The 14,637-nt window shown below is 65.3% G+C and carries 13 protein-coding genes; 7 read left to right on the plus strand and 6 right to left on the minus strand.

What is annotated here, in order from left to right; genetic code table 11:
- Positions 1-111 precede the first annotated feature (111 nt).
- Entirely contained in the window at positions 112-1,737 is a 1,626-nt protein-coding gene (groL, locus tag SH602x_RS08130; protein WP_479468914.1) for a chaperonin GroEL, read from the plus strand.
- A gap of 97 nt (positions 1,738-1,834) precedes the next feature.
- Here the strand turns inward: groL and SH602x_RS08135 are convergent, their stop codons facing one another.
- A complete protein-coding gene (locus tag SH602x_RS08135; RefSeq protein WP_479476312.1) occupies positions 1,835-2,503 on the minus strand; it encodes a hypothetical protein in 669 nt (222 codons plus the stop codon).
- A gap of 38 nt (positions 2,504-2,541) precedes the next feature.
- The gene (locus SH602x_RS08140; protein WP_479476313.1) at positions 2,542-2,799 is read right to left on the minus strand and encodes a hypothetical protein; all 258 of its coding nucleotides are present in this window, start codon (positions 2,797-2,799) and stop codon (positions 2,542-2,544) included.
- On the opposite strand from SH602x_RS08140, the gene SH602x_RS08145 reads away from it, so the two are divergent.
- Positions 2,792-3,910, plus strand: coding sequence for a PQQ-dependent sugar dehydrogenase (locus SH602x_RS08145; protein WP_479476314.1), 1,119 nt, complete (start codon positions 2,792-2,794; stop codon positions 3,908-3,910). The two genes, SH602x_RS08140 and SH602x_RS08145, sit on opposite strands and share 8 nt — an antisense overlap.
- A gap of 24 nt (positions 3,911-3,934) precedes the next feature.
- Here SH602x_RS08145 and SH602x_RS08150 read toward each other — a convergent pair whose 3' ends face one another.
- Positions 3,935-4,522, minus strand: coding sequence for an MOSC domain-containing protein (locus tag SH602x_RS08150; RefSeq protein ID WP_479476315.1), 588 nt, complete (start codon positions 4,520-4,522; stop codon positions 3,935-3,937).
- Positions 4,523-4,647: 125 nt separating this feature from the next.
- On the opposite strand from SH602x_RS08150, the gene SH602x_RS08155 reads away from it, so the two are divergent.
- The 5 genes from SH602x_RS08155 to acpS all read left to right on the plus strand — a co-directional run bounded on the left by SH602x_RS08155 (position 4,648) and on the right by acpS (position 9,709).
- On the plus strand, positions 4,648-6,021 hold the full coding sequence (locus tag SH602x_RS08155; RefSeq protein WP_479476316.1) for a competence/damage-inducible protein A: 1,374 nt from the start codon (positions 4,648-4,650) through the stop codon (positions 6,019-6,021).
- A 406-nt stretch (positions 6,022-6,427) separates the two neighbouring features.
- Positions 6,428-7,090: an RNA polymerase sigma factor gene (locus SH602x_RS08160; protein WP_479476317.1), complete on the plus strand. Its 663-nt coding sequence runs from the start codon at positions 6,428-6,430 to the stop codon at positions 7,088-7,090.
- Positions 7,083-7,799, plus strand: a complete 717-nt coding sequence (locus tag SH602x_RS08165; RefSeq protein WP_479476318.1) for a hypothetical protein — start codon at positions 7,083-7,085, stop codon at positions 7,797-7,799. The genes SH602x_RS08160 and SH602x_RS08165 overlap by 8 nt, the downstream gene beginning before the upstream one ends.
- A 48-nt stretch (positions 7,800-7,847) precedes the next feature.
- Entirely contained in the window at positions 7,848-9,311 is a 1,464-nt protein-coding gene (locus SH602x_RS08170) for a S1C family serine protease (protein ID WP_479476319.1), read from the plus strand.
- Positions 9,308-9,709: a holo-ACP synthase gene (acpS, locus tag SH602x_RS08175; protein ID WP_479476320.1), complete on the plus strand. Its 402-nt coding sequence runs from the start codon at positions 9,308-9,310 to the stop codon at positions 9,707-9,709. Before SH602x_RS08170 ends, acpS begins: the two co-directional genes overlap by 4 nt.
- A gap of 86 nt (positions 9,710-9,795) precedes the next feature.
- On the opposite strand, the gene SH602x_RS08180 is transcribed toward acpS, so the two are convergent.
- The 3 genes from SH602x_RS08180 to SH602x_RS08190 all read right to left on the minus strand — a co-directional run bounded on the left by SH602x_RS08180 (position 9,796) and on the right by SH602x_RS08190 (position 14,517).
- A complete protein-coding gene (locus tag SH602x_RS08180; protein WP_479476321.1) occupies positions 9,796-11,238 on the minus strand; it encodes a hypothetical protein in 1,443 nt (480 codons plus the stop codon).
- A 241-nt stretch (positions 11,239-11,479) separates the two neighbouring features.
- Positions 11,480-12,709, minus strand: a complete 1,230-nt coding sequence (locus SH602x_RS08185) for a CpaE/TadZ family protein (protein ID WP_479476322.1) — start codon at positions 12,707-12,709, stop codon at positions 11,480-11,482.
- 59 nt (positions 12,710-12,768) lie between these two features.
- A complete protein-coding gene (locus SH602x_RS08190; RefSeq protein WP_479476323.1) occupies positions 12,769-14,517 on the minus strand; it encodes a type II and III secretion system protein family protein in 1,749 nt (582 codons plus the stop codon).
- Positions 14,518-14,637: the final 120 nt, after the last annotated feature.

Raw genomic sequence — 14,637 nt, forward strand, 5'->3', positions numbered from 1 at the left:
CTCGACGGACGCAGAAGGCGGGTCAATGACCCACCCTACAAATCAAACTCGGCGGCGACTCGCTTCGCCGCAGTTCACCAGACACCTATCGCACTTTAGAGGAACCTACGCATGGCGAAGATGATCGCTTTCGATCAGGAAGCTCGCGACGCGATTCGTCGCGGCGTCAGCAAGCTGGCTCGCGCGGTGAAGGTGACGCTCGGTCCGAAGGGCCGCAACGTCATCCTCCAGAAGAGCTTCGGCTCCCCCACGGTCACCAAGGACGGCGTCACCGTCGCCAAGGAGATCGAGCTGGAAGACGTCTATGAAAACATGGGCGCCCAGATGGTTCGCGAGGTCGCCAGCAAGACCAGCGACGTCGCCGGCGACGGCACCACCACCGCCACCGTCATGGCTGAGGCGATCTTCAACGCCGGGCTCAAGGCGGTCGTCGCGGGCGTGAACCCGGTCCACCTGAAGCAGGGCATGGAGAAGGCCGTCGAGGACATCACGGCTCAACTCAAGAGCATGTCCATCTCGGTCAAGGACAAGAAGGAAGAGATCGCCAACGTCGCGAGCATCGCGGCCAACAACGATCGCGAAATCGGCAAGCTCCTCGCCGACGCGATGGCCAAGGTCGGCAAGGACGGCGTCATTACCGTCGATGAAGGCAAGTCCCTGCAGACCGAAGTCGAATGGGTCGAAGGGATGCAGTTCGACCGCGGCTACCTGTCGCCCTACTTCGTCAACGATCCGGCGACGATGCAGGCGACGCTCGAGGACTGCTACGTCCTCGTCTACGAGAAGAAGATCGGCAACATCAAGGAGATGGTGCCCCTGCTCGAACAGGTCGTGCAGCAGAACAAGCCCCTGCTGATCGTCGCCGAAGACGTCGAAGGCGAAGCCCTGGCCACGCTGGTCATCAACAGCATGCGGGGAACGTTCCGCTGCGTCGCGGTGAAGGCCCCCGGCTACGGCGATCGTCGCAAGGCGATGATGGAAGACATCGCCATCCTGACCGGCGGTCAGGCGATCTTCGAAGCGCTCGGTCGCAAGCTCGACGCGCTCACGCTGGCTGACCTCGGTCGCGCCAAGAAGGTCATCGTCGACAAGGAAAACACGACGATCATCGAAGGCTCGGGCAAGACCGACAACATCAAGGGTCGCATCGACCAGCTCCGTCGCGAGATCGAGAACTCGACCAGCGACTACGATCGCGAAAAGCTCGAAGAGCGCCTCGCCAAGCTGGCCGGCGGCGTCGCCAAGGTCAACGTCGGCGCGGCGACCGAGAGCGAGATGAAGGAGAAGAAGGCTCGCGTCGAGGACGCGCTGCACGCCACCCGCGCGGCCATCGAAGAAGGCATCCTGCCGGGCGGCGGCGTCGCGCTGCTGCGTGCCAGCTCGAAGGTCAAGCCGGAAGGCCTCTCCGACGATCAGCGCACCGGCTACAACATCATCCTCGAAGCCTGTCGGGCTCCGCTGACGATGATCGCCGAGAACGCCGGCAAGGACGGCGGCATCGTCTGCGAGAAGGTCGTCGAGAAGAGCGGCAACTTCGGTTACAACGCCCTGACCGACGTCTACGAAGACATGGTCAAGGCCGGCGTCATCGACCCGACGAAGGTCACCCGGACCGCCCTCGCGAACGCGGCCAGCGTCGCGACCCTCCTGCTCACCAGCGACGCTCTCGTCGCGGAAATCCCGAAGGACGGGAAGGGCAAGAAGGGCGGCCACGGCGGCGACCACGACATGTACTAAACCGACTCGCCACGAGCGAAACGGTTAGTTCCTGAAAAGCCCCCGGCGCTGACCCGCCGGGGGCTTTTTTCGTGGTGTGTCTCGCCCTGCGGGTTGTTCAGGGGGCGCTACCGAAATACGACTTCAACAGCGGTGCGACACGGTAGAACCCGGACTGTCGAGGCGACTGAAGCGGGATTGTGCCCAAGTGCAATGCGCAGAATGCTCGTTCCCGCAGAGCGTTCCGTTCGCAGTTTCGCCACTGGCATTTCTCAGCGGAGAGGCCAAGGTTCGCTTCGAACTCGCGAACCGTGTTCTCGATATAGTCGGCCTGCTCAATCGCGGCGAGAGTGTCGGCTTCCGCCTTCGCATCTCGAAGCGCGACGACGAATCCGGCATCTCGGACGATCATGCACCATTCTCGCCAGTATTCGTCATCGCCGCAGTCATTCCGATCGAAGCCCGGGAGTTCTGACGGCATCTCGTGCGAGAGTGCGTGATCGACGAACTCGGGGGGCAGCCCCACCGAATGGTCCCGGACATAGTGCCCCAGGTCCGAAGGCCAGGACCAGACCCCGTCGCACAGATCGCGCTGTGACTGCGACGCGTCGCAATCGAAACAGCATTGGGTCGTGCAGCGATAGGAAGCGATCTCGACGCCAGAATCGAGGTAGTCCGCCAAGGCTTGCCGTATCGTCGGATCGTAGACGATGACCAGTTCCTGGGGCGCGGGATCCTGGTCGTCCCGGAGCGACGTGATCCAGTCGCCGATGCGTCGGATGTACAAGGATCGCGTAGCTCCGCATTAAAACGGGTCGCCGAATTTCAGGAACGCCCAATAGTGTCGCCGATCCACGGCCAGCTTTCAGGGAGTTCAGAGATGCTTTGCCCACCGCGTCCTTTCGCGACGACAGCTTTCGCGGCGAGTTTCGCCTTTTCCGCCACTTTGCTTCTCGCCCAGGAAAATCCGGAGGCGCAGGCTATCCGGCTTCCTGACGTGCAGACGAAGGCGTTCGAGCCGGAGCCGATCAGGATCGACGTCGCCGATCTGCCGGCGCCGAACGAGAAGGAGAGCGTGAGCAAGCATCCGGAGGTCGTGAAGCCGCCGGAAATGCCGACGCTGGAGGCGCCTGAGGGATTCAAGGTCGAGTGCTTCGCGCCGGTCGATCAGGCCCGCTGGCTGACCGTCGGACCGCGGGGCGAAGTGATCTGCGTCAGTTCGAAGAACGACACCGTCTGGGCGCTGGAAGATAAGGACGGCGACGGCGTCGCGGAGATCCAGTACAGCCTGCTGGACTCGTCGAACGGCGCTCATCTGCCCTTCGGCGTCGCCTTCGATGACGAACACTTCTATCTCGGCAACACCGACGCGGTCCTGAAGTATCCCTATACCTACGGCAAGGCCGACGATCGGGAGTTCCTCGCGCTCGGCGAACCGGAGAAGATCGCCGACCTGCCGGGCCAGGGCTACAACCAGCACTGGACGCGGAACGTGATCCTGTCGAAGGACGGGGAGAAGCTGTTCGTCTCCGTCGGATCGGAATCCAACGCCGACATCGAAGAAGCGCCTCGAGCGACCGTCCTGATCATGAACAAGGACGGCAGCGACCGGAAGGTCTACGCCAGCGGCCTGCGAAACCCGGTCGGGCTGGCCGTCCATCCGCAGACGGGCGAACTGTTCACTGCCGTCAACGAGCGCGACAAGCTGGGCGACGAACTGGTGCCCGACTACTTCACCAGCGTCAAGGAAGGGGGCTTCTACGGCTGGCCCTACGCCTACTTCGAACCGTCGCTGCTTGATCCCCGGCACGTGCAGGACGGCAAGAGCGTCCGCCCCGATCTGGTCGATAAGACGATCAAGCCCGACGTCCTGTTCGAGGCCCACTCCGCGGCGCTGGGCGTGACCTTCTACCAGGGCGACGCCTTTCCCGAGCCCTACCGCGACGGCGCCTTCGTCGCGATGCGGGGATCCTGGAACCGCAGCCAGGGGACCGGCTACAAGATCGTGTACGTTCCCTTCGAGAACGATAAGCCGGTCGGTCATTACCAGGACTTCGTCCGCGGCTTCCTGATCGAGCCGGAGGTTCCGAAGACCTGGGGTCGCCCCGTCGGCGTCGCCGTCGGCAAGGACGGATCGCTCTACTTCACCGAGGAAGGCAACGGCTACGTCTACCGGGTGAGCTACAAGAAGTAGCGAAGGCGCAGCAGCAGCCTCCTATCAGGCAAGTTTCAAGATCGCGTCGCCCTGGCGAACGATCCCTGCCTGCACCACCTTGGCATAAACGCCGCGGAGGCGGTGGGCCTTGCCGTCGGGAGAGTTGACGAACTTCACGGCTTCGACGCCGAAACGCCGGGCGAACTTCTTGCAGCCGTTGTGCGGCGTGGCGGAAATTTCGATGACCGCTTCGCCGACCGCCAGCCGGGTTCCGGTCGGAAGGTTCTCCCGCGAGAGGTCGAGATCGACGAAAAGCTGATCCCCGGCGAGCGCCCAGCGTTCGCGGAAGCCGGGCAGCGCGGCGCCGGCCAGCAGATCGATCGCCCGGCTGTTCATCAGCGTGAGTTGCGTGTCGGGCGGCAGGTGGCCCGAGTCGTCGCGGCGATAGGCCAGCGCCCGCCAGTCGTCCCCGACGACGCCCCACTCCGGGTCGAGCGTCGCCTGCTCCAGAATCTCCCGCGCGTCGACCTTCGGTCGCCGGACGATCAGTTCCACCGTGCCGGCGTCCTTCGGAGAACGAAGAACCTCCGGCAGCCCTGCGAGCAAGGCTTGGGGGGACGGGTGGAGCGAATCGTCGATCGTTTCGGACATGCGGAGTTCACCACGAAGGCCGGGACGCCATCCTTCCGACTCGCTGCCGTGATTCCGGGTTCGCGTCGGCGGTTCTAGAATCTTTGCCGATCAGTTGACGCTAGAGCCATCGCATCCGAGGAATCATGCGCGTCGAAGTCATCTCCGTCGGCGACGAAATCGTCACGGGCCAGCGGCTGGATACGAATACGCAGTGGCTCTCCCAGCGACTGTCGGAAATCGGCCTGCGACCCGCCTTTCATTCGACCGTCGGCGACGACCTCGAAGATAACGCACGCGTCTTTCGCGAGGCGGCGGAGCGGGCCGATTTGATCGTCTGCTCGGGCGGACTCGGTCCGACGGACGACGATCTCGTGCGACAGGCGCTCGCCGCGGCGGCAGGTGTGGAACTCGTGCTGGACGAAGCGTCGCTCGCCCACATCGAGGGACTGTTCGCGAAGCGCTACCGCACGATGCCCCCCAAGAATCGCGTGCAGGCCATGTTCCCGCGGGGGGCGGAGGCGCTGTTCAACGCGCATGGCTCGGCGCCCGGCATCTGGATGGAGATGCCGCGAGCGGGAGGCCGCAAGCCTGCCTTCGCCTGCCTGCCTGGCGTTCCCGCCGAGATGAAGGAGATGTGGAGAACGGGCGTCCTGCCGCGGATCGGACAGATCTCGGGCGAGGGGCGAACCTACCTGGGGATGCGACGGGTAAAGTGCTTCGGCGTCGGCGAAAGCGATCTGGAAGCGAAGATCCCCGACCTGATCCGACGGGGTCGCGATCCGCTGGTCGGCATCACCGTCCACGAGGCGACGATCAGCCTGCGGATCGTCGCGGAAGGGAAGTCCGAAAGCGAAGTCGCGACCAAGATCGCCGATACGGTTCAGCAGATCGACCGGCAACTCGGCACGCTCGTCTTCGGCCAGGAGGACGAAGAGTTGCAGGACGTCGTCATCGCCCGCCTGAAGGCCCGGGGGGAGACGCTCGCCATCGTCGAATGGGGAACGGGCGGCCTCGCGACGGAGTGGCTGTGCGACGTCGATCCGACGCAGGCGACCTTCCGCGGCAGCCAGCTCTTCCGGCGCCGGCGTCCGCTCGCCCGCGTCTTTTCCGCAGCGTTCGGGGGGGGCGCCACCTTCGACGGCGAGGACGAACTCCGCCTGGAGGATCCGATCGATCTGCCTCGCGACGCGCGGCGTGCGGCGGAGGCTTGCCGGGAAGCGTACGACGTCGACTGGGTTCTGCTGCTGGGGCCGATCCTGAACGACAAGGCGCCGGCGTCAGGCTTCTACGATTCGGACGACGATCTGCTGCAGGCTCAGGCGCTGGAGGATCTTTCGACGGCTCGCGAAGGGCTTGCCGTGCTGTGCGGAAAGAAGGGGACGGAGCTGAAATCGTTTCCGGCCGGCGGGCACCCCGCGATCGTGCAGCCCCGCTTCGCGAAGACCTGCCTCAACTGGCTCCGCCTGCGTCTGATCGAGGAGGACGCGATGGCGGAATTGAAGCTGGATCTGGAGTAGTCCCGGTAGGGTGGGTCTTGACCCACCTGTCGCTCGCACAAATCTGCCGCCCGGGGTCTCCGGTTGAGGCGGCCTCTGTGTTGTGCGCGAAGAGGTCGAATCGTCCGCGGGGCGACGGCGACGGTTTGCTTGCGCATCGAGCGAGGTGTCAACGACAGGTGGGTCGAGACCCACCCTACGACAAGCTTTCCCTCCGCCTGAATTGAACTTCGCGCCCGCTACGGCGCACCTATTCCTCGAAGCGGCGAGGTCCGTGGGAAGGGTCGCATCGGTGCGATCGGCCCCCGGATCGCGCAAGCGACGACTGTTTCGTGACTTAGCGTTTGAAGTCCGCTCCCGCCGCCGATACGATCGAAGGCGGGCGTCCTCTCCTGGCGTCCGACGGGTATGGCCAGAGGAGGCTGGAATGGGGCGAACAAGCGCGTCGCGAAGCGATTCCCCGCGGAACGTTTCGCCGGCGCCGAACGAGAGTCCGACAGGGAGCGCCGTCGAACCGCGGTTCGACGTTCAGGCCCTGACGGCGGAGCATTTCGAGCGGATTCACCGGGCGGCCCTCGTGCTGTGCGGCGATCCCTGGGATGCGGACGATCTGGCGCAGGAGACGTTTCTGGTTCTGTCGCGGCAGGCCTCGGCGGAACACGACGGCAAACGGTTCGAGGGACGCAGCCAGGTCTACACGTGGCTCTACGGAATCCTGCTCAACCTGGAGCGTCGCGAACGTCGACGCTACGGGATGAGAAAACGAAAACTTCAAACCGTCGGCGAACGGCTCGAGAGCGAAGCCCCGGCGCAACCGGTCGAGACGCCGCTGGAAGCGGAAGAGTGGCGAAAAAGTCTGTGGGCGGTCGTCGCCCGATTGCCTGACGGACAGCGGCAGGCGCTGGTGTTGCGGTTCAGCGAGGGGCTCGCCTACGAACAGATCGCCGAGACCCTGCAGTGCCCGCTGGGGACGGTGAAGTCCCGGATCTTCCACGGACTGTCGAACCTGAAACGAAGTTTGAGCGCGGATCGCGGAGCGATCGAACGGCTTCCTCCCTTTCCGATGGCCGAACTGGCTTCCGATGACTGAGCGATCCGAACTTTTTCCCTCCTCTGACGACGCCGCGCGGCTGCGCCTCTTCGACGAGCCGCTGGCCGAAGCTGAAGCGGCGACGGAGGCGCATGTCGACGGCCTCGACTGCGAAGGCCCTCTGCCGGAGAGCGACGAGCCGTTCGAGGGCGAACTGGCCCACGATCTGCTCGAACTGGCGGAGCGTCTGGCGGGCGAGGCGCAAGCGCTGGCGAGCACGTACCCCGCTGGATCGGCGGATCGCCTCCCCTGCGGCGAGCACGAGATCGTGAACGCGACGCCGGTCGAAACCATGGCTCCGCAATCGCATAAGGCCGAGGAACGAAGCGGAAATTCGCGTCCCGCGCGTCGCTCGTTCGGCGTGGGCGCCGCCGCGGCGATCGGGTTCGCGGCCATCGTCGGCACGGCGATCTACTCCGCCGCGACCGATCGATCACGGGATACAGTCGCCGAAATCGACGTGCTCGGAAACGACTCGCTCGGAGCAGAGGCGTCGCCGAGCGCGGGCGGGACGATTGGCAGCCTGGATTCGACGAAGCCGAGGGGCGTGCCCGTCCGCACGGTCAGTCTGTCGCTGGCGAACGACCGCGACTATCGTCGGCTGGAGAGCCTGCTGCGGGATCGATCCGAGCCCGAACGCGAAGCGATGTTCGACCTGCTCGACGAACGAGACGGCGACGAAGAGACCGCGGTCCGGATCTCGTTCTGATTTCCGGGGTCGCGACCGATCGGCGTTAGCGAACGAACCCTCGTCCTCATGATCTCCCCCCTGTCGATCGCGGAAAGCAGCGTCTCGCCGCGACGGCGAAGGAGGGGGGCGTGGACGCTCGCGTTCACCTTCGCCCTGACGACGCTTTCCCATTCCACGTTCGCCACGGAGCCGGTTCCCTTCGAGGCCGCCGCCGCGAGTCTGATGGGGAACGTCTGCACCGTTCGGGCGGCGATCCGCACGTCGGAGGACGCGGCGAAGACGAAATCGACGAAGGGCTCTGACGAAATCCGCGTCTACTCGGCCATCTGTCTGGCGGACGGCCTGCTGATTTGTCCGCTCGAAGCGGCGCAGGCGACTTCCCTGCGGGTCACGTTTCCAGGGGGCGCTCAGGACGATGCGGCGCTGAAGGCGTTCGACGAGCACTCGGGGCTGGCTCTGCTGCGTCTCAAGGAGGCGAAGCGGACGGGTCTCGTTCCGGCCAAGGAATCGCCGGCGCCGGGTCAGTGGGTGCTGGGAGCCGCCGGCTGGGGAGCGGAGTCGCCCGTCGTGTCGGTCGGCCTGGTGTCGGGCGTCGACCGGACGTATGTCGGATCGAGCTATCCGCCGCTGCTTCAGGCCGACGTGCGTGCCGCGGAGACGTCCGCCGGCGGGCCGATCGTCGATACGAAGGGCAACCTGCTCGGGGTGATCGTGCAGGACGGCAAAGCGCTGGGGGGCGGCTGGACCTACGCCGTGCCCGTCTCGCACGTCGAGCGTCTGGTGCGTGCCTACGCCCAATCGCGCAAGGACGAAGAAGGCGCCGCGACCGACGATTCGGTCATCGTGCTGCAGCGGCGCCGGCCGACGGTCGGCATGATCCTGGAAGGGAAGAACGAACTGGTCGTCGTCGCCGAGGTCGAAAACGACGGGCCCGCGCACCGGGCCGGCCTCGCGAAGGGAGACGTCGTCGTCGCGGCCGAAGGCGTGCAGATCCGCAGCGTCTACCAGGCGATTCGCCCCACGCTGTTCAAGCAGCCGGGCGACGAGATGTCGTTTCGCGTTCTCCGAGGCGGCGTCGCGCTTTCGTTCAACGTCGTGCTGGGAGGCGGCGTACCGCTGGACCCGGAGCAGAGCGTGAAGTTCCTCGAACGCTCCGCGCCGAAGGTGGTCGTGAAACGCGACGATCTGGCCCGGTACTTCGAAGAAGCGACTGCGGAACGACCCGATGCGTCCTCGGATACGGATGCCGATCCGCCGGCTCTCGCCGAAGCTCCCGCCCGGGATATCGCTGACGACGAAGCGCGAAAGCTGCTCGAAAAGGCGCTGGAGCGATACCGCAAGGTGATCGAACTGCAACGCGAAGAGATCGAACTTCGTCGCGAGGAGAACGAACTTCTGGCGCGCGAGCTGGAGCGGCTGTCGAAGCGTATCGACGCGCTCAAGCAACCAGGCGACCAAGACGAGAAGTCGACGGCTCCCTCGCCCGAGAATCCCCCTGCTGCGGAAATGCCCGGGAGCGACGACCGATGATGGGGGAGCCGGAGACAGGCCGGACGATCGGCGTCGGAACGCATATCGTGGAGTGCCTGCGGATCAACAACCTGATCGAACGGCACGGCGAAGGCTTTCTCGCCCGCGTCTTCTCCGCAGGGGAGATTCGCTACTGCTCCAGCCGCACGCAGGCGACGCAGCAGTACGCCGCGTTCTGGGCCGCGAAGGAGGCGACCGTCAGGGCGCTTCAGATCGAGCCGCCGCGGGGCATGTCGTGGAAGACGGTCGAACTGCAGATTCGCGGCTCGGGAAACACCGTGCCGCTGTTGCACGGGCCCCTTCGCCTGCGGGCTGAGCAGCTCGGCATTCGCTCCGTGCGGATCAGCCTGTCCCACTGCCGCACGCACGCCGTCGCGTTCGCGGTCGCGCTGGGCTGAACCCGGTCTGATGCTCTGCCTCCAGCGAGCGTAGCACGTAAATCTCTCTCGCAGCTCGTCCAAGGTTTCAGCGCCACGTGGCGCCCTCATGGCGCAAGCCCGGGCGACTGCGGAATTGCGACCTTTCGGAACTGCCGAATCGGATCGGAGCCGTCCGTCGGCATCTCGGACAGATACGGAATCGCTTCTTCCGGCCAGTCGAACTCGACATAAGCGACGCCGTCGTCCCGTTTCAGCGTCATCGCGTCGCCCGTCCAGAGATTCGTCGGCGGTTCGGCGATCTGAAACGCGACCAGATCGGACCAGTCGTCCGGCAGGTCGCCGCGTTCGATCGAGTGTCGGCGGCAGGCAATGCCGGCGATCGTGGCCCGGCGGCGGAGTTCCGTCACGTGCTGGTAAAGCTCGAACTCCAAGAATCCGTCGCACACGAAAGTCGGATAGGTTCGGCTGCGGCGAACGAACTCGGCCGTCGCCTCGTTCTCGAGAGGTCCGGGGTGCGCGTCCATACGGTCCTCTTCCAGGTCGAGAAGCCGTGCCGCTTCGAGCCGTTCCAGCGGAGGCAAGGCCTGCGCCCGACGATGTCGGTCAGCAAGGTCGAGCCGACGGACCAACGCATGCCGGGCGACGCGTTCGTCGATCGGCCCGAGACCTGCCCACACGAGCGACGACGCCATCGCCGTATCGCGAACGAAGAGGAGTTCGTGGAGCGTCGCCGACGCGGCTCCCTCCTGAACGTCGCACCGTTCCAGCGACTGCTGCAATTCGGCCCAACGATCCGGCGAGAGCTCGCTTTCTTCGAGAAGCTTTTCGATCTGCTGACAGATCATGGACAGGGAATAGACCTTGCCCCATCGCATGAACGGTTCGTAGCGGCCGTTCTTCGATACGGCCAACGCAAGCGCGAGCGAATCGGCCGCCTCGTCGGCGTCGCCGATCTCGCGAAGATGCTTAGCCCTGGTCGTCAGAAAGTTGCACAGGTTAAGCTCCACGGCGGCCGCGTCATTGTGATAGAGGTGGTCGTAGCGACGCAGCCAGTTCCGATCGTAAGCGGTCAGCCGATAGGTCCCCGTGTCGGCCAGTTTTCGGAGGTCGGTCCGCCACGCCTGAGATTCTGCCTCCGCCTCTGCGAAGCGCGAATCGACGGACGGCTTTCCTGGCCCGAGTTCAATCAGAGAAAGATGTGGGATGTAGGGATACTTCGACGCGAACGCCTCCCACTCGACGGTTCCGTCGAGTTCATCAGGCGGCCGGAGCGCCGCCGCGCGTACGCCCTCCCAAGAGGTCGGCAGACCTTCGTCGATCAGTCGCCCGTTCATCTCGTCGACGGGGCGATAAAGGGCCCGGTTCTCGAGGACGAAGGCGACGACGCAGATCGAAACCGCAAGAACGAGCGCGACCCCTGCGATAATCCAGTACGCTCGACGCCGACGGATGCCTTCAATTCTCGCACGTCCGGCCGCGTCGGATGCCTCCGCATCAAGTGACGCGTCGCAGGCGATATCCAGCGGAGGCGCAGCCGGAGCATGCATCGGATGACCGCTCAACGAGATGAACGAAAAGAAAGCATCCCAGGATGCTATCCTCCGTCATCGTAAAGTTGACCGGCCAGGCATGGAAGCGCGAGCGCCCCGTATCGCAGCGAGGGATTTAACCCGCCCCGTCAATGCTCGCGACGCGACCGCAAACGTCGGCGGGTCGATGTCAAACATCCTACCGGCGCCGTCGTCGCATGCACCGCGCGAGTCGGGCGTTCGAGCCGAAGATGCTCGATTAAGCCTTCTTCGTCGGCATCAGGCGGTCGAACCAGCCGCCCCCCTTCTTGCTGCCGCTCTTCGCGTCTTTGCCGTCGCCCTTGTCGTCGGAATGTCCCGCGGCGGAAAGCTCCTGCGCCATCGCGATGAGCGACTGCGTCACGCCCGCCTTCGGCGCCGACACGATCAGCGGCGTGCCGTTGTTCCGCATCTCGCTCATCACGCGGTAGTCGTTGGGGATCTGCCAGAAGATCTCTCCGCCGATCGTCTCCTGGGCTTTCTTCAGGCTGATCTGCCCGGAGTCGAGGCCGGCCCGGTTCACGACGATCTTGACCTTCTCCTTGAGCCCTTCTTCCTCTTCGAACGACATCATCAGTCGCACGACGTTCCGCAGGCAGGGGAGGTCGAGCTGCGTGACGAGCAGGATCTGATTCGCGGCCTTGAGCGCCGCGAGGTCGACGTCGGTATACGACTTCGACAGATCGAGAATCAAATGCGAGAACGTCGCCTTGAGCAGGCCGAAGACCCGCGCCAGGTCGGTCGGCGTGATGAGCGCCGTATCCTGCAACCGCACGGGTCGCGGCAGCAGGTAAAGCCCCGACGAATGCTTCGTCAGCGAGCGCTTCAGCAGCGTGAAGTCGAGCCGGCTGACGTTCTGGGCTACGTCGACCAGCGTGAAGTCGGGGATCGCGTCGAGAAAGACGTCCGCGTCGCCGAGCGCGAGATCGAGATCGATCAGCGCCGCGGAATTCGCCGGATCTTTCGCGAGGATCGCGCCGAGGTTGACGGCGATGCTGGTGGCGCCGACGCCGCCCATGGAACCGGCGACCGCGATGACGGTGCAGGAGCGGCTCTTCCCGCCTGTCTGGCCGAGCTTCTGCGAACTGACGTGTTCGAGCGCGGTGACCAGGTCCTCGGTCTTCACCGGCGCGGGAACGAATTCGCGCGCCCCGGCCCGCATCGCCCGGAGAATCACCTGTCCGTCGCTCGCGCTGCTGACGACGACGATGGCGACGTCCGGGTTCTGGCGGCGGACTTCCTCGACCAGCTTCAGCGCCTTCTCGACGTTGCTGTCGAGAGCGACGACTCCGATGTCCGGCTTAGTCTGGCCGACGACGTCGAGGAAGAATTCGAACCGCGAACACTCCGCTTCGAGCCAGACCTGATCCATTCCGAGGAGCAGGTTCTTGAGACCCTCTCGCGTTTTGTCGTTCGGGTCGACGACGGCAATTCGAAGGACGTGCGACATGGCGTGCGATCAATCGATTCGCGAAAGGTTCGTGGCGGACGGCTGCGTTCGCGAAAGGATCAGTGAAGCGGATCGTAACCCGCCGGACCGATCAGGCCCGGAGGCTGAGGGGCGCCGGATGCCATCCTCGAAGGGGCGGTGCGTGCCGCCGACAGCGGCGGCGCCGTCTGCTGGCCCTGAGCGTGCGTCGTGCGGGGACGTGCCTGGGTCCGGTGCGCGGCGTTCGGATCGTTCCCGGCCGGTTCGACCGTCGGCGACGCGGGCATCGGCGAGCCGTGCGGCATCATCTCGGGATGCATCGTCGGCGGAGCGCCTTGCGGCAAGAGCTGCGGCTGACCGGGTGCATAGTGACCTTCGCCGTAGCCGTACGCCACGCCGGGGGCGGGGCAGCCGCCCGGGCCGCACTGAGAGGGCGGCAACTGGGCGCTGAAGTTGTCCGTTCGCGGCACTTCGATATAACCCCGCCAGTACAGATCGACGTCGCCGGGGCTGGTCGTGAACTGGCCCGGGCCGCAGGCAGGGACTTCGTGCGGGTCGAGCGGAGCGACCAGTTCGGGCGTCACCAGCACGAGCAGTTCGACTTCGTTGTTCTCTTCCTGCACGGTGCGGAACGCGGCGCCGACCCACGGAAGATCCGAGAGCCACGGAATGCCCTGGCGGCTCGACGAAGTTCGCGTCTGCAACAGACCGGCGAGCGCGAGCGTCTGACCCGGCATCAGTTCCACCGCCGTATCGACCTGACGCGTACGGAAACCGGGCACGCCCGTGACGGGGTCGGCGAGGCTGCGATCGACTTCCCGCACTACGGGGCGAACTTCCAGGCGGATCTTGCCGTTGCCGAGCACGATCGGAACGAAGTCGAGCCCCGTACCGAAGGGGCGGTACTCGACCGTGGTGCTGCCGAGGCCGGCGCTCGTGGGGATCGGGATTTCGCCGCCCGAGTTGAAGCTCGCCGCGCGACCGGAGACGGTCGTCAGCGTCGGCTCGGCCATCAACTTGGCGAGGTTGTTCCGCTGCAGCAGTTGCAGGATGCCGTTGACCTCGGTCGAGGCGCTGATGATGCCCAGGCCGACGTTCCCGCCGCCCGTGCTGGCGATCGTGGAAGTGATCAGGGTCGTATCGCCGAAGACGAGATCCCAGTCGACGCCCGCCTGGCGCAGTTTCGTGCGGGAGACTTCCAGCACCTTGACCTTGAGCGCGACCTGCTGCGTGCCGCCGACTTCGATGTTGTTGATGACGCTCGGATAGAAGTCGCGTGCGACTTCGAGAATCCGCGGGATCGACTGCCGGTCGGCGACGTACCCGGTGACGATCACGCTCCCCTGGGTCGAGCCGGCGGTCGGCAGCACCTTAAGCTGCGCATCGGGGAAGACCGTCCCGAGAATGTTCTGCAGCTCGCGAGCGTCGGCGAAGACGATGACGTCGACCGTCGAAACTTCGCCGGCCTCGTTCCAGAGATTGACCTGCGTCACGCCCGGGCGGCGGGCGGAGACCTGGATCTGGTTCGCGGCCAGCGGGGTGATCGTCGCGATGTCGCGGTTGTTGACCAGGTACCGCGGGATGTTGAATTCGACCGTGAGGATCCGGCTCGAATTGACGATCATCTCCAGCTTCTGCTGGGGAGCGTCGACCCGGAAGTAGACCGAATCCTGGCCTGGGACGCCGGGGCCGGAGAGCGGCGCGGCGCCTGAACCCGACGGCGCGGAGGCTGCCTCGAACGGCGCTTGCGCGGAAGCGAACGAGCCGCCGCAGCATGCCGCCGCGAGGGCGAGTCGGGCCGTCCAGCGGCTGAGAGGCGATCGAACCATCCGTGTTCGTCCTTGCTAACTGCCTGTCGATCTTCGTCGTCCGGACGAAAATCCATCCCGCCCCCTACGGAGCGAGGCCTCGCATCTCCGGAGCCGAGGCTCCCATTCGCGGAGCTGAAG

The sequence above is a fragment of the Lignipirellula cremea genome, from assembly GCF_056501455.1.